The 21,274-nt window shown below is 34.9% G+C and carries 21 protein-coding genes; 17 read left to right on the top strand and 4 right to left on the bottom strand.

The window, feature by feature from the left end; genetic code table 11:
* Window positions 1–10 precede the first annotated feature (10 nt).
* The 3 genes from ATN92_RS06585 to ATN92_RS06595 form a co-directional block, all read right to left on the bottom strand.
* Complete coding sequence (locus tag ATN92_RS06585) at window positions 11–655, bottom strand: copper homeostasis protein CutC (protein ID WP_056954057.1); 645 nt, start codon at window positions 653–655, stop codon at window positions 11–13.
* A 90-nt stretch (window positions 656–745) separates the two neighbouring features.
* A complete protein-coding gene (locus ATN92_RS06590) occupies window positions 746–1,585 on the bottom strand; it encodes an undecaprenyl-diphosphate phosphatase (RefSeq protein ID WP_056953907.1) in 840 nt (279 codons plus the stop codon).
* Window positions 1,586–1,618: 33 nt separating this feature from the next.
* Window positions 1,619–2,638 (bottom strand): lactonase family protein, encoded by a 1,020-nt coding sequence (locus ATN92_RS06595; protein WP_056953910.1) that lies wholly within the window; start codon window positions 2,636–2,638, stop codon window positions 1,619–1,621.
* A gap of 68 nt (window positions 2,639–2,706) precedes the next feature.
* On the opposite strand from ATN92_RS06595, the gene ATN92_RS06600 reads away from it, so the two are divergent.
* The 14 genes from ATN92_RS06600 to ATN92_RS06665 all read left to right on the top strand — a co-directional run bounded on the left by ATN92_RS06600 (window position 2,707) and on the right by ATN92_RS06665 (window position 17,918).
* Complete coding sequence (locus ATN92_RS06600) at window positions 2,707–3,921, top strand: AI-2E family transporter (RefSeq protein WP_056953912.1); 1,215 nt, start codon at window positions 2,707–2,709, stop codon at window positions 3,919–3,921.
* A 184-nt stretch (window positions 3,922–4,105) separates the two neighbouring features.
* Window positions 4,106–4,615 carry a tRNA (uridine(34)/cytosine(34)/5-carboxymethylaminomethyluridine(34)-2'-O)-methyltransferase TrmL gene (trmL, locus tag ATN92_RS06605; protein WP_056953914.1) on the top strand — a complete coding sequence of 170 codons (510 nt, stop codon included), beginning with the start codon at window positions 4,106–4,108 and terminating at the stop codon, window positions 4,613–4,615.
* A gap of 53 nt (window positions 4,616–4,668) precedes the next feature.
* Complete coding sequence (locus ATN92_RS06610) at window positions 4,669–5,115, top strand: DUF1149 family protein (protein WP_025084608.1); 447 nt, start codon at window positions 4,669–4,671, stop codon at window positions 5,113–5,115.
* Window positions 5,116–5,200: 85 nt separating this feature from the next.
* Complete coding sequence (locus ATN92_RS06615) at window positions 5,201–7,594, top strand: DNA translocase FtsK (RefSeq protein ID WP_056953916.1); 2,394 nt, start codon at window positions 5,201–5,203, stop codon at window positions 7,592–7,594.
* The gene (yfmF, locus tag ATN92_RS06620) at window positions 7,591–8,865 is read left to right on the top strand and encodes an EF-P 5-aminopentanol modification-associated protein YfmF (RefSeq protein WP_056953918.1); all 1,275 of its coding nucleotides are present in this window, start codon (window positions 7,591–7,593) and stop codon (window positions 8,863–8,865) included. The genes ATN92_RS06615 and yfmF overlap by 4 nt, the downstream gene beginning before the upstream one ends.
* Before the next feature lie 2 nt (window positions 8,866–8,867).
* Complete coding sequence (yfmH, locus tag ATN92_RS06625) at window positions 8,868–10,106, top strand: EF-P 5-aminopentanol modification-associated protein YfmH (RefSeq protein WP_056953920.1); 1,239 nt, start codon at window positions 8,868–8,870, stop codon at window positions 10,104–10,106.
* 3 nt (window positions 10,107–10,109) lie between these two features.
* Window positions 10,110–10,832 carry an elongation factor P 5-aminopentanone reductase gene (ymfI, locus tag ATN92_RS06630; RefSeq protein ID WP_056953922.1) on the top strand — a complete coding sequence of 241 codons (723 nt, stop codon included), beginning with the start codon at window positions 10,110–10,112 and terminating at the stop codon, window positions 10,830–10,832.
* Between the two features lie 65 nt (window positions 10,833–10,897).
* On the top strand, window positions 10,898–11,743 hold the full coding sequence (locus ATN92_RS06635) for a helix-turn-helix domain-containing protein (protein WP_056953923.1): 846 nt from the start codon (window positions 10,898–10,900) through the stop codon (window positions 11,741–11,743).
* Window positions 11,744–11,818: 75 nt separating this feature from the next.
* Window positions 11,819–12,403, top strand: coding sequence for a CDP-diacylglycerol--glycerol-3-phosphate 3-phosphatidyltransferase (gene pgsA, locus ATN92_RS06640; protein WP_056953925.1), 585 nt, complete (start codon window positions 11,819–11,821; stop codon window positions 12,401–12,403).
* 23 nt (window positions 12,404–12,426) lie between these two features.
* Window positions 12,427–12,966: a CinA family protein gene (locus ATN92_RS06645; RefSeq protein ID WP_056953928.1), complete on the top strand. Its 540-nt coding sequence runs from the start codon at window positions 12,427–12,429 to the stop codon at window positions 12,964–12,966.
* 88 nt (window positions 12,967–13,054) lie between these two features.
* Window positions 13,055–14,176 carry a recombinase RecA gene (gene recA, locus ATN92_RS06650; RefSeq protein WP_056953930.1) on the top strand — a complete coding sequence of 374 codons (1,122 nt, stop codon included), beginning with the start codon at window positions 13,055–13,057 and terminating at the stop codon, window positions 14,174–14,176.
* Window positions 14,177–14,305: 129 nt separating this feature from the next.
* On the top strand, window positions 14,306–15,871 hold the full coding sequence (gene rny / locus ATN92_RS06655; RefSeq protein ID WP_025084600.1) for a ribonuclease Y: 1,566 nt from the start codon (window positions 14,306–14,308) through the stop codon (window positions 15,869–15,871).
* Window positions 15,872–15,981: 110 nt separating this feature from the next.
* Window positions 15,982–17,067 (top strand): glycosyltransferase family 4 protein, encoded by a 1,086-nt coding sequence (locus ATN92_RS06660; RefSeq protein ID WP_054643132.1) that lies wholly within the window; start codon window positions 15,982–15,984, stop codon window positions 17,065–17,067.
* Between the two features lie 140 nt (window positions 17,068–17,207).
* Window positions 17,208–17,918: a helix-turn-helix domain-containing protein gene (locus tag ATN92_RS06665; protein WP_082604572.1), complete on the top strand. Its 711-nt coding sequence runs from the start codon at window positions 17,208–17,210 to the stop codon at window positions 17,916–17,918.
* 42 nt (window positions 17,919–17,960) lie between these two features.
* On the opposite strand, the gene ATN92_RS06670 is transcribed toward ATN92_RS06665, so the two are convergent.
* Window positions 17,961–18,599, bottom strand: a complete 639-nt coding sequence (locus ATN92_RS06670) for a YigZ family protein (RefSeq protein ID WP_056953931.1) — start codon at window positions 18,597–18,599, stop codon at window positions 17,961–17,963.
* Window positions 18,600–18,628: 29 nt separating this feature from the next.
* On the opposite strand from ATN92_RS06670, the gene ATN92_RS06675 reads away from it, so the two are divergent.
* From ATN92_RS06675 to hpf, 3 genes are all read left to right on the top strand, one after another.
* Complete coding sequence (locus ATN92_RS06675; protein ID WP_056953933.1) at window positions 18,629–19,939, top strand: DEAD/DEAH box helicase family protein; 1,311 nt, start codon at window positions 18,629–18,631, stop codon at window positions 19,937–19,939.
* Complete coding sequence (locus ATN92_RS06680) at window positions 19,936–20,616, top strand: ComF family protein (protein WP_056953934.1); 681 nt, start codon at window positions 19,936–19,938, stop codon at window positions 20,614–20,616. Before ATN92_RS06675 ends, ATN92_RS06680 begins: the two co-directional genes overlap by 4 nt.
* A 97-nt stretch (window positions 20,617–20,713) precedes the next feature.
* The gene (gene hpf / locus ATN92_RS06685; protein WP_056953935.1) at window positions 20,714–21,262 is read left to right on the top strand and encodes a ribosome hibernation-promoting factor, HPF/YfiA family; all 549 of its coding nucleotides are present in this window, start codon (window positions 20,714–20,716) and stop codon (window positions 21,260–21,262) included.
* Window positions 21,263–21,274 lie beyond the last annotated feature (12 nt).

The raw sequence follows: 21,274 nt of genomic DNA on the forward strand, positions 1-21,274 counted from the left end.
TTTTTATTATCTAGTTATTAACGCCATCGATAACTTTAGTACCGTGGACTTCTTTGACACCTAACTTTTCAGCAATAGTGTCACAGTTTTGATAGTTAACACCACCACCAGGCAGAATTGTAATTCTACCAGCAGCATAATCAACGTATCCTTTAATTTTATCGACGGTTTGATCAATGGAAGTAGTCAATGGACCACCATGAGTAAGGATACGATCAACATCATGGTCGACTAACCAATCAATTGCTGATTTTTTATTGTCTTCGGCTAAAGCATCAAATGCCATGTGGAAAACAATTTGCATACCGGCTGAAGCGGCAATTAGTTGTTCCATTGCATCTTCATCTAGATCACCATCGGCAGTTAAAGCACCGAAAGCAACCCCGTCAACACCTAATTTTTGAGCTTGGAAGAGGTCGGCTTCCATCATTTTGATCTCTAAATCGTTATAAACAAAATTTCCACCACGGGGACGAATCATTTCAACAACAGGAATCGACTTTTCTTGTAGATATTTTGTGCTTTCTTGAAGTACTCCTAGGCTAGGAGTAGTACCACCAACGGCAAGATTGTCGTTTAGCTCAATTCTATTAGCACCTTTCAGTACAGCAGTAGGAATATTAGTAAAGTTTTCAACAGCAACTTCTTTAAAAATAATAATCAACCCCTCTTATATTTATATTATTAAAAATAAAATCCCGACCAATTATAATACAATCGATCGAGATTTAACTAGCATATGAGATTAAGCCATCAATGCTTTAGAACCAAAGTAAGCAATTACGATAATAGCTAAAATGATTCTGTACCAACCAAAAGCCTTGAAGTCATTACGTTTAATGTAATCAAGCAAGAATTTGATTGAAGCATAAGCAACGATAAATGATACCAAAGTACCAACAAGAAGAATTATCGTTTGATCACCAGTAAAAGTATTACCATGTTTGAAATATTTAAATATTTTCAAAAGACTAGCACCAAACATTGTTGGAATAGCTAAGAAGAAAGAAAATTCAGTAGCTACGAATCTAGATGTACCAACGGTCATACCACCTAAAATAGTTGCACCGGAACGTGATGTACCAGGAACTAGTGAGAGGACTTGGAAAAGTCCAATTTGAAAGGCAGTTTTGTATGAAAGACTGTCCAGATCAGCTGTTTGAGGATCCTTATTCTTGAGCCAATTTTCAACGACGATGAATAAAATACCATAAATTAATAGTGTGGCCGAAATTACTTGCCAACTAGTAAGATGTTTATCCATCCAATCGTTTAGTGGAAGTCCGATAATTACGGAAGGTAAGATAGCAACAATAACTTTAAACCAAATACTCCAAGTTTGTTTCTTTTCTACGTTGTTTTTCTTGGGTGAGAAAGGATTCAATTTGTGGAAGTAGATGAGGATAACGGCTAAGATCGCCCCAAACTGAATAACTACCATGAACATGTTGATAAAAGCGGTAGGTTCGTTTAATTTAACGAATTCATCAGCTAAATACAAATGTCCAGTTGAACTGATAGGTAGGAATTCAGTGAAACCTTCGATAATACCAAGGATAATGGTTTTAATGATTTCAATGAACATAATAATTAATTATTCTCCTGACTAAATTTGGAACTAAATAAAGTGTACACATACACACTCAGGAATGGAAATATTATTTTCCAAACTAGTCAAAATTCCTTTTTTCATATTTCTCTTAAAGATAGTGATGTTATCTGAATCTTGGTTAGCTGCAATCAAGTACTTTTCAGAAGGGTCTAAGTCAAAGTCACGAGGGCCTTTACCATCTGATGAAGTAGTATTGATTTTCTTGAGACGGTCACCTTTTTCGTTAACACCAAAGAGGGCAATTGTATCAGCTCCACGAGTTGAGGCATAAAGGAACTTACCATCTTTTGTGATACGGATAGCTGCAGTAGTGTTCTTCTGTTCATCTTTAGCAGCTTCAACTTCATCAACTAATGTTAATCCAGCTGTTTCAGCATTGTATTCCATAACTAGAACCTTAGATGATAATTCGCAGGCAACATAGACGTATGGTTTTGTTGGATTAAATACCAAGTGTCTTGGTGCATAACCAGCGGGTGCAATATAGTTATTCATCAATTTAGGATTCTTAGCATCAGATATATCGTAAATATAAATACGATCAGCACCGTAATCACAAATGATTAATTTGCCATCTGGCGTAAGGCTACTGAAGTGAGGCTTAGATTGGTCTTGTTCAACACGAGGACCGTGACCTTCAAATTTAACCTCAGAATAGTGTTCGATCTTGCCGTCGTCAGTTAAATGATCAATTTTAACTTTGCTCAAATGGAAATAGGCACTAAAGATTAGATTACGACTAGCATCGAATTTAACGTATGATGGTGAAGTTTCTTCTGAGAAATCTTCATCCAATAATTTTGGTTCATCATTCTTAATATCGTAAACAACGATACCACCACGATCGCCTTTTTTAGCTAGGGCAATCAATTTTAGATTATTTGTTACGTCAATATATGTAGGACCATTTAATTCAACTAGGACTTTAGGTGTGGATAATTCACCATTATCGGAATTGAATTCAGCTGAATAAACACCTTTACCAGCTTTTTTTGTGTAACCACTAAAGAGAACCTTTTCAAACATTACAAAAACCTCCAAACATTGTATAGTATATAGTATATTCTTAATAGAAAATTTTTGGGGAGTACTTTATGAAAGAAACGCCGGAAAAAAGAAAAAGTTGGTTTTATCAATGGTTCTTGAATAATCAATTGACGGTGATTTTGATTAATGTTTTCTTAGTATTTTTGATAATTTATCTTTTTTCAAAGATAAAATTTGTTTTTGATCCGCTTAATCAGATTTTAGGAATAACCATGCCACCGGTTATTTTGGCTTTGATACTATATTATCTGATTAATCCGTTGATCAATGTGTTGGAAAACAAATTTCATGTTAATCGAATTATCTCAATTATATTTGTCTTTATTATTATTTTGGCACTATTAATTTGGGGTGTTATGTCTTTGATCCCGTTTGTTCAAGATCAGATTGATTCATTGGTTAAAAATTGGCCACAATATTGGAACTCTTTGAATAAGAGTTTGCAAAATATGTTTTCTGATCCTAAGTTACATATGGTGCGTGAGCGCTTGGTACAAACGAACACTAGTATCACAAAGAGTTTTGAAAAATCAATGGATCAGATTCTACCACAGACGGTTAATAATATTAGTTCCGCTGTTAGTGTCTTAACTAATGTCGTTGTTATTATTATGACAGCACCATTTATTCTGTTCTTTATGTTAAAAGATGATCGTAAATTTAAGGAATCAATTGTTAAGGTGATGCCTAATCGTATTAAGAAGTCAGTGGGCGATATGCTTTCTGAGATCAGTCAATCATTAAGTTCTTATATAACTGGTCAATTGACGGTGGCATTTTGGGTTGCTGTGATGTTCTTTGTGGGCTATCTGATTATTGGACAAAGATACGCTTTAGTTTTAGGTATTGTAGCTGGAATATTGAATTTAATTCCTTATATCGGTTCAACTTTGGCTCTAGTGCCTTCACTAGTTATTGCAGCTTTTATTGCGCCATCAATGGTATTAAAAGTTTTAATTGTCTTTGTTGTTGAACAAACAATTGAGACACGAGTTATCTCTCCAATAATTGTTGGTAATAAAATGCAGATGCATCCAGTTACAACTATTTTGGTCTTGTTAGTTTCAGCAGGGATGTATGGTTTAGTAGGTATGGTTGCTGGTATTCCAATTTTTGCTATCTTGAAAATCATCTTCACAAGATTCTTTAATTGGTTTAAACGTAATTCCAGTTGGTATGACGATGAAGATATTGAAAATTTGGATACAGAACCGGAAACAAGTACAGATAATGAAAAAAAATCTCAAGAAAATCACAAATAATTCACTTTTCTGTTGTCTAGACCGTACATGTCGTATATAATACACTATGAGTTTGCGGTTATTTGTTTTTCTCAGAAGAGATTTTGACAAAAGCAAGTAAACATAAGGCTTTACTAGCGCATGTCCTTGCTGTGGTGTTCACCGAGGGTATGCGCTTTTTTGTTTAAAGAAGGGGAAAAAATAAATGACTAATCACATTGCTTTATATGAACCACTAATGCCAGCTAATACTGGTAATATTGCTAGAACTTGTGCCGGTACTGACACTAAGCTACATTTAATTCGTCCACTAGGATTTAGCACAGATGATGCACATATGAAACGTGCCGGATTAGATTATTGGGATAAAGTCGATATTACTTATCATGACAATTTGAATGACTTTTTAGATTCCATTCCTGACGATAAGTATTTATACTTGATTACGAAGTTTTCAGATAAAGTCTATAGTGATCAAGATTTCTCTGACACTTCAAAGGATCATTATTTCTTATTCGGTAAGGAAACAACCGGTCTTCCTGAAGACTTCATGCGTCGTAATCCTGAAAAATGTTTGAGAATACCAATGAGTGACAATATTAGAGCACTTAATTTATCAAATAGTGCTGCTTTAGTAATTTATGAAGCTGTTCGTCAACAACATTTTGCGGGATTAGAGTTAAGTCATCACTATGAAAATGATAAACTGGATTAGAAATAAGCTATTAAGGAACTCATTATTATTTTGAATACAAGGGGTAAATTAATATGAAGATAAATAAAGGCGAAGTTAACGTTCAATCGTTCCATTATGATGTGGAGTCACCCAGTGCTGATGTGAAGACAGAATTGAACATCAATATTGAACATCCAGAATTTAAAGATGAAAATGGCGAACCATTAAATGAAGATGAAGGTAAAATTTTACAAGTAGTTGTGCCATTTGAAATTCATCCAGAAAATGCACCGTTTAAAGTATCTGGCTTGATTGGTCAAGTTGTTCAGCCAATTGGTTTCCATGGTGAAATTCAAGATCTAGAAGCTAAAGATGTTCAACAATTATCACGTCCAGTAGTTGAATACATTGAAACGTTGACTTATCAAGTAACAAGCGTTTCATTGAATCGTGGATTCTCCCTGAACTTTAACAAGGATATCGAAATTGAACCTAATCAAGCATTAAAGGATTTAAAGAATAAAGAGTCTAATAAATAAAAAACAGTCCATGCGGGCTGTTTTTTTTGAGTATCAAAACAGGTATAATTTTAATTGATTATTTATAGAATCGTGTGAGGTATTTATGGCAAGAAAAAAGGCAACTTCAAAGCCTAGAAAGAGAAAAACAACTACAAACAATTCACGGCTAATTAGATCGTTAGTTAGTTTGGTATGGATAATATTGTCAATTTTAGGTTTATTTAAATTTGGAATTGTCGGTAAAACATTTGATAATCTTTATCGAATGTTGGTGGGAGATAGTTATCCAGTTTTATTAATTATCAGCATTTTTGTTGCGGCGTTCGTTATAGCTACGGGAAGAATTCCCATCATGACGCCAAAGAGAAATTTTGGTTTATTGTTTGTATATTTAGGTTCACTAATTATTTTACATGGCATATTTTTCTCCAGTATGTCGTTATACCATAATTATAATTTAGTGACTTGGAATACGTTAGCGGCCGATATGACTCAAGTGTCGGTCGATAATTCAGTTGGTGGCGGTATGATTGGCTCATATTTATATAGTTTTTTCATGCCAATGTTTTCAACTATTGGAACTTACTTTGTAACAGCCTTAATTATTTTCATTGGAATATTGATGTTATTTAATGTAACGATGAAGCAAGTTTCAGTTGTAACGACTAATGTGTTAGTTTACTTTAAGCATTTGGCCATCAAAACTAAGGATGCTGTTACTGGTAAGTACGGTGATTATGTTGATCAAAGGGCAGTTGAAAAAGAAAAAGCATCACGAGTTAAACCAGAACCTGTAGTTGAACGTGATGACAGTAAGTTTAAAGATGTTAATAGTTTTGCTAAGAAAGAACCGGAAACTTCGGCTGATGATTCTGATTTTCATATCGATATGCCTAAGGCGCCGGATTTGAAACCAGATCTGGCAGATTCAACTTCTAATAGCACAGCTGAAGTTGTTTCAAAGCCTTATGGTATTGATGGAACTAAAGACAAGGATTTACCTGATCCAATTAGTTCTAAAACAGTTGAAACAGACGATAGTGACTATAAACTACCAGGTCCAGACTTACTTAAACAAATTCCGCAGACTGATCAAAGTGCAGAAGTGAAATTGATTGATGATAATAAAGACAAATTAAAGAAAACCTTTAAGAGTTTTGGTGTCGATGTTGAGGTTAAAAAAGCTAGTTTAGGACCAACTATTACTAAGTATGAAGTTCAACCCGCAGTCGGTGTAAAGGTAAGTAAAATTGTCAATTTAGCTGATGACTTGGCTTTGGCACTTGCTGCTAAAGATATTCGTATTGAGGCTCCAATTCCGGGTAAATCTTTTGTCGGTATTGAAGTACCTAATCAAACCATTTCAACAGTCTCATTTCGGGATATAACCGAGAATCAGAAGGATAAGACGCATCCATTAGTTGTTCCGCTAGGTAAAGAAGTTTCAGGTAACATTATCGAAGCTAACATCACCAAGATGCCCCATTTGTTGATTGCTGGTTCAACTGGTAGTGGTAAGTCTGTAGCTATCAATACGATTATTACTGGTATCTTAATGAAAGCAAAGCCAAGTGAAGTTAAATTAATTTTAATTGATCCTAAGATGGTTGAATTGAATGTTTATAATGGGATACCGCATCTTTTGATCCCGGTTGTAACTGATGCTAGACGAGCTGCTGGTGCGTTACAGAAGGCTGTTAAAGAAATGGAACGCCGTTATAAATTATTTGCGGAAACCAGTCATCGTAATATTGGTGAATACAACGCAGATGTTGATAAATTCAATAAAACAGCTGCTGATGAAGATAAGATGGAACATTTGCCCTATATCGTCGTTATAGTTGATGAGTTATCTGACTTAATGATGGTTGCTGGTCATGAAGTTGAAGCTGCGATTGTTCGTTTAGCTCAAATGGCTCGTGCAGCTGGATTACACATTATTATCGCTACACAACGTCCATCTGTTGATGTTATTACCGGATTGATCAAAGCTAATATTCCATCACGTATTGCTTTTGCCGTTTCCAGTGGTGTTGATTCAAGAACTATTTTGGATTCTGTTGGGGCTGAGAAGCTTTTAGGACGTGGTGATATGTTATTCCAACCAATTGGGAAGAGTAAGCCAGTTCGTCTGCAGGGAGCTTATATATCCGAATCAGAGGTTGAAAACGTAGTTAACTTTGTAAGTAGTCAACAGGCCGCTGATTATGATGAAGATATGATTCCAACTGATGTTGACGAGGGTGGTTCAACAAGCGATGATAAACCAAATGACGAATATTGGGATGATGCAGTTGAAATGATTGTTAAACAGCAATCTGCTAGTGTTTCAATGTTACAAAGAAGATTCCAAATTGGTTATAATCGTGCTGCTCGAATGGTTGATGAGATGGAAGATAAAGGTATTGTTGGACCTTCAGAGGGTAGTAAACCAAGGAAGGTTTTAATTACTGAAGAACAGTTAGAAACAATTAGGAAAAATCAGGTGAAAAATTGAAAAAAAGATTAGCAAAAAATATTTTTTTGAATATTAATCCAATAAAAAAATTCCGTACCATTAAGATTCAAATAGATTTCTTACGTCCACTAAATAAGGATGAAATGACTAGTCGTCGTTTATTGGCAAATGTTTTGTCCAATTCGACAAAGGATTATCCTAGTTTTCAAGCGATAAATGATCGTGAGATGGATCTCTATGGATCAGAGATAAGTGTTTATACACGTAACTTGTTGAACTTTAATGATTTAGCTTTTAGTGTAGAATTCGCCGATCCCGCATTCTTGATCGATGGAAAAACTCAAATCAAGGATAATTTAGATTTGCTTGGAGAGGTTATTTTCAAGCCTAATTTGAATGGCTCAGTTTTTGATAATGAAGCTTTTTCAACTGAAAAGCGTAATTTGATGTCTAATCTATTGTCGATTCAAGACAATCAGGATTTAGTCAGTTCACTTGGATTGATTAAATTGATTTATCGTGATGATCCTAATCGTCAGGTTCCAATTTTTGGTAGCGTGGAACAATTAGAGAAGTTGAACAATGATGAGCTTTTCAAGGCTTATCAAGACATTATTGCTAACGATTTGGTAATTATTAACGTAGTCGGTAATATTGATGAAACGGAATTTTCAAAATATTTGAATGAAAGTATTTTTGCTGAAAAATTAAAGAATGACCGTAGTGATTTAACTATTTCCTTTAGCAACTTTGATGATTTAATTAAGAATCCGGCTAATCAAATAGAACACAAACATTTGAATCAAAGCCGTATTGGTTTGGCATATGCAACCAAAGGGGTTTCTAAGGATTTCAATCGTATGGCACCGCAAGTAATGAATTTGATTTTAGGTGGTGATGATCAGTCACAACTATTTTTACAAGTACGAGAAAAAAATAGTTTAGCTTATTCTGTTTCTAGTACTTATCAACCAATCAGTCATTTAGTGACTATTCAGGCTGGTTTAGATGCTGATTCAATTGAAGAGGCGTTAACACTGATTGATGATCAGATTGCTTATATTAAAAATGGAAAAGTTACAGATGATCAAATCAAACATGCTCAAAAGGTGATGCTCACACGTCGTAAGATATCTACCGACTCAATTCAGTATTATATTATGCGTAGTATTTGGGAAACAATTTATCCTCAAACACTGTTGAGTAATCAACAATTTGAAGATGAATTAAACAATCTAGATAAAAAACATGTAGCAAGTGTAGCCGCACATATGCATGCAATCGCACAGTATCAATTGATTGGAGATTAATAATGACTGAGAGATTACAGAAATATACTAAGAAATTGGCAAATGGGTTTGAAATTGAAATTGTGCCTTTGCCAGGGTTTAATCAGGTCTATAGCGTCGTTATGGCTAATTTTGGGTCAGTTGACACCAAACAAGGTGTTAAGACTTTACCAGCTGGAATTGCTCACTTTATTGAGCATAAATTGTTTGCTAAACCAGGCTATGATGTTTCAGAGAAGTTCGCTAAGTATGGTGCAAACTCTAATGCTTATACTAGCTATACGAAGACGGCCTATTTATTTCAGACACTAGAAAATCCTTATGATAATTTGAAGATTCTTTTGGACTTGGTACAAAATCCTTATTTTACTGAAGAAAATGTTGCTTCCGAACGTGGAATTATTAATCAAGAAATTCAAATGTACTTGGATATGCCGGAATTTGTATTAGAACAAAGAATTTTGGAACAACTTTATCCTAATGATCCAATCGCTGAAGACATCGCTGGTACTAGTGACACATTACAATTGATCAATCAGAAGAATTTATTGCAAGCTTATCAGGATAACTATCGTCCAAGTAATATGGATTTGGTTATTGTTGGGGATGTTGATTCTGAAAGAATTGAAAATATTGTCGAAAATTCTAATTTTCAAACTTTGGGACAACCTTTGGAAAAGACTTTTAACAAATTAACTCCAATTGGTCCTGGTGGACAAGAACAAATGGATATTAGTCAGGCAAGATCCGCCTACGGTATAAGGATAGATATTGATATGTCTGGCTATGATTTAGTTAAGAAACAATATGAAATGAATATGGTAATGGAGACTTTGATTGGTGAATCTTCCAGTAATTACCAGGAAATGAACCGATTAGGAATAATTGATGATAGTTTTTCTTATAATGTGGTTGCAGAAAACAACTATTGTTTTATCATTATTAGTGGGTCAACTAATAATTCTGAAGAATTTCAGGAATATCTTCAAAAGCATTTGTCATATGAGAGTTTAAAAGCCGTTTTAACGGATACAAAATTCGAACGTATCAAACGTGATGCAATTGGTGCTTACTTATTCGCACAAAATTCACCAGAAGCGATCGCTAATCAGATGGCAGAATTGTATTTCTACAATGTGGATTACTTAGAATTAATTCATATGATCAATTCAATTCATCGTGATGACTTACTAGAAGTTTCTGAACAATTTTTGAAAGATGAAAATTGCACCTACTATAATCTATTACCAAATAGGAAGTAAGCTATGTATGCATTGATCATGGGTAGTTCGGGAGATATTGGAACAAGCAGTGCTAAGAACTTGGCCGCTAAGGGATGGTCTCTTTATCTGCATTACAATAAAAATTCTGAACGTATCGAAAAATTACGAGCACAGCTCGTTGAAAAGTATCCAAAACAAGATTTCATACCAATCAAGTTTGATATGGAGCATGACAACGTTGAAGATTTGACGAAACAAATTTTCGGATTAGATGCAGTCGTTTTTGCACAAGGAAATACGTACTATAAGTTATTAGTTGATATTTCCGAATCAGAGATTGATTCATTGTGGAATATTCACGTCAAATTGCCAATCTTAATCTTGAAGCAACTTCAAGATAAGTTGGCTAAAACTCATCATGGTAGAATCGTCTTCATTGGTTCCATTTACGGAAAAGTTGGTTCAGCAATGGAAGTTGTCTATAGTACCGTTAAAGGTGCAATGTCCTCGTTTGCTGATGCTTACGCCAAGGAGGTAGCTTCATTAGGTATCTCAGTGAATGTGGTAGCTCCTGGGGCAGTTAATACCAAAATGAATACGCAAGAATTTTCAAGTGAAGATCTGGAAAATGTTAAAGAAGAGATTCCAGCTGATAGGTTGGCAAATCCTGATGAGATAGCTGATTTAGTCAGTTATCTTGTCAATATCAAATCAAATTATTTAACTGGACAAACAATTTATTTTGCCGGCGGCTGGTTGTTATAAGGTCGTTAGTAGTTAGATAATAATTTATGTTATACTTAGAAAAATTAGTTAATCGGTGGTAAAAAATGGACGAAATTGGCCAAAAATTAAGAAATGCACGTATCAAAAAAGGCTACACAATTGATGATTTGCAACAAATCACCAAAATTCAAAAACGTTATTTAATTGCTATTGAAGAAGGTCAATTTGATCATCTTCCCGGTGATTTTTACGTGAGAGCATTTATCAAACAATATTCTGATGCCGTTGGTATCTCTAGTGATGATTTGTTAGAGGAATATAAAGCTGATATTCCTAACTCCCAACCATCACAAGAAGCAGCTCAACAAGAGACAAAGACACGTTCTATCAAGGAAGAATCAAATTCTTTCTTCTCTAATTTAGGAAATTACATTCCTCAAATCGTTGTGGGAATCGTTGTTATTGTTATTATTGCTGTAATTGCTTTTGGAATGGTTCATCGTAATCAAAATGCATCTAGCGTAACTATCCCAAAGGATAATACAACTCAAACAACTAAGAAAAAGACAGCCAAAAAGTCAACTAAGACGACTAAAAAGGCTACTGCTAAAAAGAAAACGGCAACTAAGACTGTTAGTGTTAAATCTTCAGGAGATAACACATATACTGTTACTAACATGCCTACAGATGGTTTAAAAGTTGTTGTAGCCGGTAATAACGGTCAGGCTTGGATTCAATTTACTGAAGGTTCAAATACAACTTGGCAACAAGCTTTGAGTTCAGGAGAAAAGAAGGAAACAACTGTTCCTGCTGATACTACTAGTTTTAAGATTCAAACTGGTAATGTTAACAATACAGAAATTACAATTGATGGTAAGAAGCTTGACTTAGGAACTACTGACAGTAGCAGTTCAATTGTCAAAACACTTACATTTAATGTTGAAAAATAAAGTAATGGTGTCTAATCTAATAAGAGTGGACACCATTATTTTGTAAAAAAGAGTTATTATTGGAGGACGTTTTAAATGGTATGGAATTTACCTAACAAATTAACAATGCTTCGAATTATTTTGATTCCAGTATTTATTATTCTATTGGCTTTTGGTTGGTCAGATTTGGGGGAGATTTACGTTCTAAACAATTTGATTCCAATGAATCATGTTTTAGCAACAGTTGTCTTTATCATAGCCTCATTAACGGATTTAGCCGATGGTAAGATTGCTCGTAAGAACCATTTAGTAACTAACTTTGGTAAGTTTGCCGATACTTTGGCAGATAAGATGTTGGTTATGACAGCATTAATTTTCTTAGTGAGTTTCAAAATGGCACCGGCTTGGGTTGTTGCAATTATTGTTTGCCGTGAATTAGCTGTTACTGGTCTTAGAACGATTGTTCTTGAAGAGGGTGGCAAGGTCATGGCTGCTCAAATGCCTGGTAAGATCAAAACTACTACACAAATGATTGCAATTATTTTCTTGTTGATGAATAATATTTTCTTCTCCGCAATCAATATTCCAATTGGACAAATTTTCTTATATATCTGTTTAATTTTCACTATTTACTCTGGTGCTGATTATTTCTATCAAGCAAGAGATATCTTCAAGAAATAATACGTAATTTGAAAGAGAGAGCAATGAATAAATCAATTGAAATTTTAAAAGAAGCTGAACAGGCCAATTTTGAAAATGGATTGCCTCAAAAATGGTCTGACTTTACTACAGAAACAGTTGAAAAACTTAAACAAAAAAATTTAAGGGTTACAGCAGCTGAAAGTTTAACGGCAGGTCTTTTTCAAGCAACCGTAGCTTCAGTACCTGGAGCATCGAATATTTTTGATGGTGGATTTGTTACTTATGCTGATGAAGTCAAGGTTAAATTATTAGGAATGGACCCTAGATTGATTGAACAGTACACAGTAGTCAGTAATCCGGTAGCTAAGGCTATGGCTGAATTGTCAGCTGAAAAAGTAGATGCTGATATTGGACTTGGTTTTACTGGAGTGGCTGGTCCAGATCCATTGGAAGGTAACCCTGTGGGTACGGTCTTTATTGGTGCTTGTAACCGTCAGAACCATCAAGAAATTATTAAAGAATTTCACTTTGAAGGTACAAGACAAGCTATTCGATTAAAATCAGTTTTGTGTGGATTTGCTCTCATTCAAGAAATAATATAACGAACAAACATTTGTTCGCTTTTTTCTTGCTTTTTTGATGGATTACTAATAATATACTTAGTGATGAATGCATTAGGAGGAAAGCAATTTGGCTAAAGATGAACGACAAAAGGCTTTAGACGTAGCCTTGAAAAAGATTGAAAAGGATTTTGGTAAAGGTGCCATTATGAGAATGGGTGACGACCTTAATACTCAAATCTCCACAGTTTCTACGGGCTCTTTGGCTCTAGACAATGCTTTAGGTGTTGGTGGATTTCCAAGAGGTAGAATCGTTGAAATTTATGGACCTGAAAGTTCTGGTAAAACAACCGTAGCTTTACATGCCGTTGCTGAAGTACAAAAGCAAGGCGGAACAGCCGCTTATATTGATGCTGAAAATGCTATGGATCCAGAATATGCCAAAGCATTAGGTGTTAATATTGATGATTTATTGCTATCCCAACCTGATACTGGTGAACAAGGACTAGAAATTGCTGATGCTTTGGTAAGTAGTGGTGCGGTCGACATTGTTGTTGTCGATTCTGTTGCTGCATTGGTACCACGTGCCGAAATTGAAGGTGAGATGGGTGATGCTCACGTTGGTTTACAAGCAAGACTGATGTCACAAGCATTACGTAAACTATCTGGTTCTATCAATAAAACTAAGACGATTGCACTTTTCATTAATCAAATTCGTGAAAAAGTTGGAATTATGTTCGGTAATCCAGAAACTACACCTGGTGGTCGTGCTTTGAAATTCTATTCAACTATTAGATTGGAAGTTCGTCGTGCGGAACAAATCAAAGATGGTTCAGATGTAATTGGTAATCGAACAAAAATCAAAGTTGTTAAGAATAAGGTTGCTCCACCATTTAAGGTTGCTCTAGTTGATATCATGTATGGTAAGGGAATTTCTCAAACTGGTGAGTTAGTCGACATGGCTGTTGATAAGGATATTATCGATAAAAGTGGTTCATGGTACTCATATGGTGATGAAAGAATTGGTCAAGGTCGCGAGAACGCTAAGACTTATCTATCCGAAAATCCTGAAAAGATGGACGAAATTAAACAAAAAGTTCGTACAGCTTATGGCATGGATGGAACTAAAGAAGAAGCTGAACCTGAAGAGGGAAAAACTGATTCTAAAGTTAAAAAAGATGCTAAAGATTCCGAAAAAAAGAATGAGAATATTGATTTAATTCCTGATTCTAATAAAAAAGAGACTGAATAAGTCTCTTTTTTTCTTTTTATTTGGTTGACAGGCTATATTTATTCTATAATATTAAGTTGTATGTAAATAATTTGTAACAATAAATTTTACAAACAAATCTTTTAAAAAAGCAAATATGGAGGTGATAGCATGTATCCAGCTATCATAACCTTCTCTTTCGCTCTAGTAACATTGATCGTGGGTATACTCTTCGGATATGCTCTCTGTAAGGATGCCTACGAAAAGAAACTTTCACAAGCTAAACAAACTGCTGAAGATATTGTTTCAGATGCAAAGAAAGCTGCTAAGTCCTTGCAAAAGGAAAAGCTCCTCGAAGCTAAAGATGAGATTCATCAATATCGTGAGAAACAAGAAGATGAATTGAAGGAACGTCGTAAAGATGTTCAGAGACAAGAAAATCGTATTCTCGAACGACAAGACATTTTGGATAAAAAAGACCAATCGCTTGAAAAACGTGAGGAAAACATCGAAAATAACGAGAACGATATTTCGGCACGACAACAGAAACTTAGTGAAAAAGATAAACAATTGACTGAAACTCTTAATGAACAGCAAGCGGAGCTGGTAAGAGTAAGTAACTTAACACGTGAACAAGGTAGAAAAATTATCCTTGGTAAGTTGAACAAAGAGTTGGTACATGAACGTGCCAAGATGATTAAGGAAAGTGATGAACAAGCTAAACAGCATATTGATAAAGATGCTAAAGCTTTGATCATTGCCGCTATCCAAAGAAGTGCAGCTGATACAGTTTCTGAATCAACTGTTACTACCGTTACTTTGCCTAATGAGGACATGAAGGGAAGAATCATTGGACGTGAAGGTAGAAATATTCGTACAATTGAATCTCTAACTGGTGTCGATTTAATTATCGACGATACACCTGAAGCGGTTGCTTTAAGTGCTTATGATCCGGTCAGAAGAGAAATTGCTCGAATGGCTTTGGAAAAATTAATTGAAGATGGTCGAATTCATCCAGCTCGTATCGAAGAAATGGTCGATAAGGCTAGAAAAGAAATGGATGATCACATTCGTGAACTTGGTGAACAAACGATTTATAGTTTGGGTATCAGTTCTATTAATCCAGACTTGATTAAGATCATTGGACGTATGCAATATCGTACAAGTTACGGTCAAAATGTTTTGAGTCACTCAATTGAGGTAGCCAAGTTATCCGCTGTGATGGCTGCTGAAATGGGTGAAGATGTTATGTTAGCAAAACGAGCAGGTTTATTACACGATATCGGTAAGGCCATCGACCGCGAAGTTGATGGATCACACGTAGAAATAGGTGTTGATATCGCAACTAAGTACAAAGAACCAGAAGTAGTTATTAATACAATTGCTTCACATCATGGGGATGTTGAACCAACATCATTTATTGCAACAATTGTTGCAACAGCTGATGCAATTTCTGCAGCACGTCCTGGTGCTAGATCAGAATCGATGGAGAACTATATTCATCGTCTTGAGAAGTTGGAAGAAATTGCTAATAAGCATGATGGTGTTGATCATTGTTATGCAATTCAAGCTGGTCATGAAATTAGAGTTATGGTTAAACCAGAAGAAATTTCTGATGATCAAGCAGCAATTCTAGCTCGTGATGTTAAAGGCGAGATTGAGCAAAACCTTGAATATCCAGGCCACATTAAAGTTACTGTGGTACGTGAAGTTAGAAAAGTAGAATTGGCTAAATAAATGGGGGTGTATCGTTGGATACGCTCTTTTTTAATTTACTTTTTGTTTATGCCATAGGTATTGTATAATTGTTCTATTAATGGAAAGTGAGTTTTTCAAAAATGTCGGGTATGTTTAGTGTAATAGTAAAATTATTTTTAACGATGATTCTGTCGGCTATAATAACTCCTTTCGTAGTGAAATTAGCCTATATTTTGGGTGCTGTCGATAAACCAAATGCACGGCGTGTAAATATAAAGCCAATGCCTACGATGGGTGGACTGGCCATCTTTATCGCCTTTAATTTTGCTACGTTTGCTCTGTTGCGAGAACAATTCCCAACACATGAGTTATTCAGTGTTTTTCTAGCAGAATGTATTATTGTTTTAACGGGTATTATTGATGATATTCGTGAATTATCGCCTAAAGCTAAGTTAGCAGGTATTTTTGCAGCCTCTTTAGTTATTTACTTCTTGGCTGGTATCAGAATGAACGAGGTTACATTGCCAATTATCGGTTCATTCGAACTTGGTTGGTGGAGTTTGCCAATAACGATCATCTGGATTATCGCCATTACTAATGCGGTGAATTTAATTGATGGACTTGATGGATTAGCCACTGGTGTTTCAATTATCGCGTTGTTCACAATGGGAGTCATGGCTTACTTCTTCTTAAATCTAACTAATGTCTATGTGGCTATTTGGATTTTTGCCTTAGTATTTGCTTTGGTAGGTTTCTTACCGCATAATTTCCATCCAGCAAGTATTTTCTTAGGTGATACGGGTTCACTATTTATTGGATTCATGATGGCAGTGTTCTCACTTAAGGGATTGAAAAATGTTACATTCATTACTTTGTTAATGCCAGTGGTAATCATGGGCGTTCCTATCACTGATACTGTTTATGCAATTCTTAGAAGGCTTTTGAATAAGAAACCAATTATGCAAGCTGATAAGCATCACTTACATCATAGATTGATGCAATTAGGCTTGTCCCATCGTCAAACTGTTTTAGTAATATATGGTTTGTCTCTGGTTTTTGCCTTTATTTCAATGCTTTATCCACTATCAACTTTGTGGGGTAGCGTACTATTAACGATTGGAGTTCTGATTGGTTTGGAATTATTTATTGAATCAATTGGTTTACTGGGAGACAATCGTCAGCCATTACTACATGCAATTCAAAAATTTATAAAACGATTAGAAAAGAAGGATTAACAGACGCCGTTATAGCGCCTGTTTTTTTGTGTCTGACAATAATTCTATAATTGCTAGACACCAGTAGACTGAATTCAACAGTATGTAGGTAGTATAAATAGATGACACCTCTTTTAATAGATTTCAAGGAGAGATGAAAAATGAAGTTAAGCGAGCAATTGAAGAAGTATCGAAAAGCAGAGAATTTAACGCAAAAAGAATTAGCACGGAAATTGAATGTTTCTGATAAAACAATTTCAAGCTGGGAAACAGGAAGAACTTATCCTGATATTTCTTTATTGATTAATTTAAGTTCCATTTTACAGATATCCTTGGACGAATTTTTAAAGGGAGATGTAACAACGGTGGAAAAAATTGATAAAGATTTAAAAATGAAAAATGTTTATAAATATTGGTTGATAGGAGTCCTGATAACATTTTTAGCTGTGATTGGATTAGGAAACTTTCTTTCAAATTATCAATATGAGAATCAATGGATAGATCGATTCAATCCTTTGATCAAAACGGAAGTCGGTTATGCTCCATTACCGGAAAATAAAACTTTAAAGGCAGGCGCTCCATATAAAGATATCGTTGTAGTTGACGACGAGTGGGGTAATTCAACTCTATTAGATTTTTATGGTGGCTTACATCCAAAAGACAAAGATTATGCGATGGTGCAGCATAAAGGGTTATATGTCTCTAGAATCAGCTTTATATCCCGGAATGTAATTCCTAAGATCTACAGAAATTATATGTACAAGGATTATGATGAAATGGCCAAAAGTGTCAAATTTATGAAAAAGTATGATGATGGAGGGGCTCCAGGGTCTGACAAGCACTTTGGTTTGAGAAGCGGGAACTATGAATAAAAAAACTCTCAACCAATTCGTTTTGGAATTGGTTGAGAGTTTTTAATTTGTTTCAATAGGAACCTGTTTATAAGTTTTTTCAGTTTCTTTTAATGTAATTTGGTTTTGGAAGAAATCTTTAATATTTTGAACGGTTTGTTTGGCACTATCTAAATCTAAGAAAATTTGGCATTTAACATCAGTTGAGAATTGTTTATCTTCTAAATTTATTTTTTCCTTTTGGGCATAGTTATCAAATTTATCAAACATATGATAGGGAATTGCTAATTCATATCCTTGTTGAATTCGGTTTTCGACTAAGCCAATTTCTTTAACAGCCTCGGCGGTGGTTGATGAGTAAGCTCTAATCAAACCACCAGCACCTAATTTGATACCACCAAAGTAACGGGTCACAACGACAGTTACATTCAAGAGATCTTGTTGTTGAAGTACATTGAGAATTGGTGATCCGGCTGTTCCACTAGGTTCACCATCATCGGACATGCGCTCAATCTTAACATTTTCCATAACGATAAAAGCGGTGCAGTTATGAGTTGCTCCAGATTCTTGTTCTCGAATTTTTTGAATGAAAGCCTTAGCCTCATCTTCAGAGAAAGTTTGAGCGATATGGGCAATAAAACGTGATTTTTTAATAACCTTTTCATGACTGCCAGTTTTGGCAATGGTTTTATAATTTTGCAAAAAAATCGCTCCTTTACGTAATTTTAATTATGACTAATTTAAATGAGTATCTCGGTGGCAAAATTTTTAATGCCAAAGAATTAACCCCTGATTTGAAAAAGATCTTACTTGATCAGGGAGCAATGCAAACAGATGCGACTTATCAAATTAAAGGTGAAAGATACTGTCGACGCTGTTTGATGAGGTTACCTCAAAAATCAGGTAAATATAGTTATTGTCGTCATTGTATCAATTTAGGAAAGATTAGTTCAAGGGACGCTCTATTAATAACTAGCTCAGATGTTGTATTTCCAGTGCAAGAGGAGTATTTGAGCTGGAATGGTGTATTGACCAGTAATCAGCAAAGAGGCGTCCATGAGCTTTTAAATGCCTTTAACAGTCATAAAGATCACTTGGTCTGGGCCGTCACTGGTGCGGGAAAAACGGAGATGATTTTTCCATTAATTGAGCAGGCATTAATCAAGCAACAACGAGTCGCTATTTGTTCCCCACGTGTAGACGTTTGTATTGAACTCTTTCCTAGATTACAAAAGGTTTTTCCAAAAACGACGATAGGTCTTTTCCATGGTAAAAGTTTGGAAAGGTATCATCTTACAAAAATAGCCGTCATGACCATTCATCAATTGATCCGATTTGAGAAAGCTTTTGATGTATTGATTATTGATGAAGTGGATTCTTATCCTTTAGCGGGTAACCAAATGTTACATCAAGCGATTAAGAAATCCAAAAAGGATATGGGGATGACGATTTACTTGTCAGCTACGCCACCTAAAAAACTTCTACAAAAGGTAGAGAAAGGACAAATAACACTTACTAAATTATATCAAAGATTTCACGGTCACCCATTGCCAGAACCACACTGTCATTTATTATTCAAAGAAATAAACTTTCTAGGTATCAATCCTAGACTACGTTTAAAACTCAATCAGATTGTAAATAATCATCAGCGTTTGATGATATTTTTTCCATCAATTTCTGTTATGGAGAAGTTTGCCCAAAAATTAGGAAAATATTATCCAACGTTATCATTTGTGAGTGTTAGTTCTCTTGATAAAAAGCGTTTAGAAAAGGTGCAACAATTTCGTGAACATCAAGTTCAGGCCATTTTAACAACAACAATCTTAGAACGAGGTGTTACTTTTAAACGAGTAATAGTCTTAGTACTGAATGCTGATGCTAAAGAGTTTTCAAGGACTTCGTTGATACAGATTGCTGGCCGCGCAGGTCGGGATAAAAAGTATTTCGATGATGAAGTACATTATTACTATCGCTATTACAATCTTCAAATCCACCAAGCTTGTAGGGAAATCCGGTATTTGAATCAACAGGTGAAGAAATGAAATGTTTAAATTGTGGGGCTGAAATAAATAATAATTTAAAAATATCAGAAATATTTTCTTTAAAAGAAATTATACCGAATTATATCTGCAATTTATGTCGTCAACAATTGGCACCCTTGAAGAATCGGCATAATTGTCCGCGATGTTTTAAGCCAGATAGTGAGGGAATCTGCTCAGATTGTCTCATTTGGGAGCAAAAATATGGTAAAACCAATTGCCATCAGGCTTTGTTTGAGTATAATCAGTTCATACACAGCTATTTCAAGCTGTATAAACGATATGGAGATGTCTTGTTAGCAAAATTATTTTATCAAGATATAAAGAGTTGGTCTTTAAAAAATCACTTTGATGTAGTTACTTATGTTCCCGCAAGTCAAAGCCATTTTGAAAAACGTGGCTTTGATCCCGTTTATGAATTGTATGCTGATATCTTTGATCTAAAGAAACTTTTGTTTAAAATTGATGCCGACAAACCCCAAGCTCAAAAAAATCGTTTGGAGAGAATGCAGACTCCACAAACATTCTCCGCTTTGCCCGAAATTAATAATTTTCAAAAGAATCAAAGAATTTTGATATTAGATGACATTTATACGACAGGACGGACTTTGATGTACGCTCATGATATATTTTTAAGCTACGGATTTAAAAATATTTGCACGTTTTCATTATCAAGGTAGTGAAAACGTTGTCATATGGGCTTAAGAATATTATAATTGCATTAAAGAGATGTAAAGATGCTCTTTAATTTCCTACTCGTCGGAAGGAGAGATTATTATGTTAACTATTAATGTACGTGGTGAAAATATTGAGGTAACTTCATCAATTCGTGAATACGTTGAAAAAAGAATTTCCAAAATGGAAAAATACTTTAGCGATGACAGTAATCCTATTGCACATGTAAATTTGAAAACATATCCATCAAAGGGTACAAAAGTCGAGGTTACAATTCCTCTGTCATATATCACATTGAGAGCTGAAGAAGTCAATGATGATTTGTACGCTGGAATCGATCTAGTAATTGATAAGCTTGAAAGACAAATCAAGAAGTTCAAGACACGTGTAAATCGTAAGAGCCGTGAGGGCGGCAGTCTAAAGGATATTCCTTTGGATGATGTAACACCTGAAGAAACTGAAGAAGATAAGTCAGATATCGTAAGAACAAAGCGTCTTTCATTGAAACCAATGAATGCAGAAGAAGCTGTTCTACAAATGGAAATGCTTGGACATGAATTCTTCATCTTTGAAGATTCAGAAACAAATGGTGCAAGTATCGTTTATAAACGTAACGATGGCAGATATGGCTTAATTGAAACTAATGAATAATTAATAATTTAA

This window comes from Companilactobacillus bobalius, from assembly GCF_009764355.1.

Coding starts and splice junctions, on each gene's coding strand:
- rny (WP_025084600.1), top strand. CDS start 14,306: ATGTATCCAGCTATCATAACCTTCTCTTTCGCTCTAGTAACATTGATC.
- ATN92_RS06590 (WP_056953907.1), bottom strand. CDS start 1,585: ATGTTCATTGAAATCATTAAAACCATTATCCTTGGTATTATCGAAGGT.
- hpf (WP_056953935.1), top strand. CDS start 20,714: ATGTTAACTATTAATGTACGTGGTGAAAATATTGAGGTAACTTCATCA.
- ATN92_RS06610 (WP_025084608.1), top strand. CDS start 4,669: ATGAAGATAAATAAAGGCGAAGTTAACGTTCAATCGTTCCATTATGAT.
- pgsA (WP_056953925.1), top strand. CDS start 11,819: ATGGTATGGAATTTACCTAACAAATTAACAATGCTTCGAATTATTTTG.
- ATN92_RS06665 (WP_082604572.1), top strand. CDS start 17,208: ATGAAGTTAAGCGAGCAATTGAAGAAGTATCGAAAAGCAGAGAATTTA.
- ATN92_RS06645 (WP_056953928.1), top strand. CDS start 12,427: ATGAATAAATCAATTGAAATTTTAAAAGAAGCTGAACAGGCCAATTTT.
- trmL (WP_056953914.1), top strand. CDS start 4,106: ATGACTAATCACATTGCTTTATATGAACCACTAATGCCAGCTAATACT.
- ymfI (WP_056953922.1), top strand. CDS start 10,110: ATGTATGCATTGATCATGGGTAGTTCGGGAGATATTGGAACAAGCAGT.
- yfmH (WP_056953920.1), top strand. CDS start 8,868: ATGACTGAGAGATTACAGAAATATACTAAGAAATTGGCAAATGGGTTT.
- ATN92_RS06600 (WP_056953912.1), top strand. CDS start 2,707: ATGAAAGAAACGCCGGAAAAAAGAAAAAGTTGGTTTTATCAATGGTTC.
- ATN92_RS06675 (WP_056953933.1), top strand. CDS start 18,629: ATGACTAATTTAAATGAGTATCTCGGTGGCAAAATTTTTAATGCCAAA.
- ATN92_RS06660 (WP_054643132.1), top strand. CDS start 15,982: ATGTTTAGTGTAATAGTAAAATTATTTTTAACGATGATTCTGTCGGCT.
- ATN92_RS06615 (WP_056953916.1), top strand. CDS start 5,201: ATGGCAAGAAAAAAGGCAACTTCAAAGCCTAGAAAGAGAAAAACAACT.
- ATN92_RS06595 (WP_056953910.1), bottom strand. CDS start 2,638: ATGTTTGAAAAGGTTCTCTTTAGTGGTTACACAAAAAAAGCTGGTAAA.
- ATN92_RS06635 (WP_056953923.1), top strand. CDS start 10,898: ATGGACGAAATTGGCCAAAAATTAAGAAATGCACGTATCAAAAAAGGC.
- ATN92_RS06680 (WP_056953934.1), top strand. CDS start 19,936: ATGAAATGTTTAAATTGTGGGGCTGAAATAAATAATAATTTAAAAATA.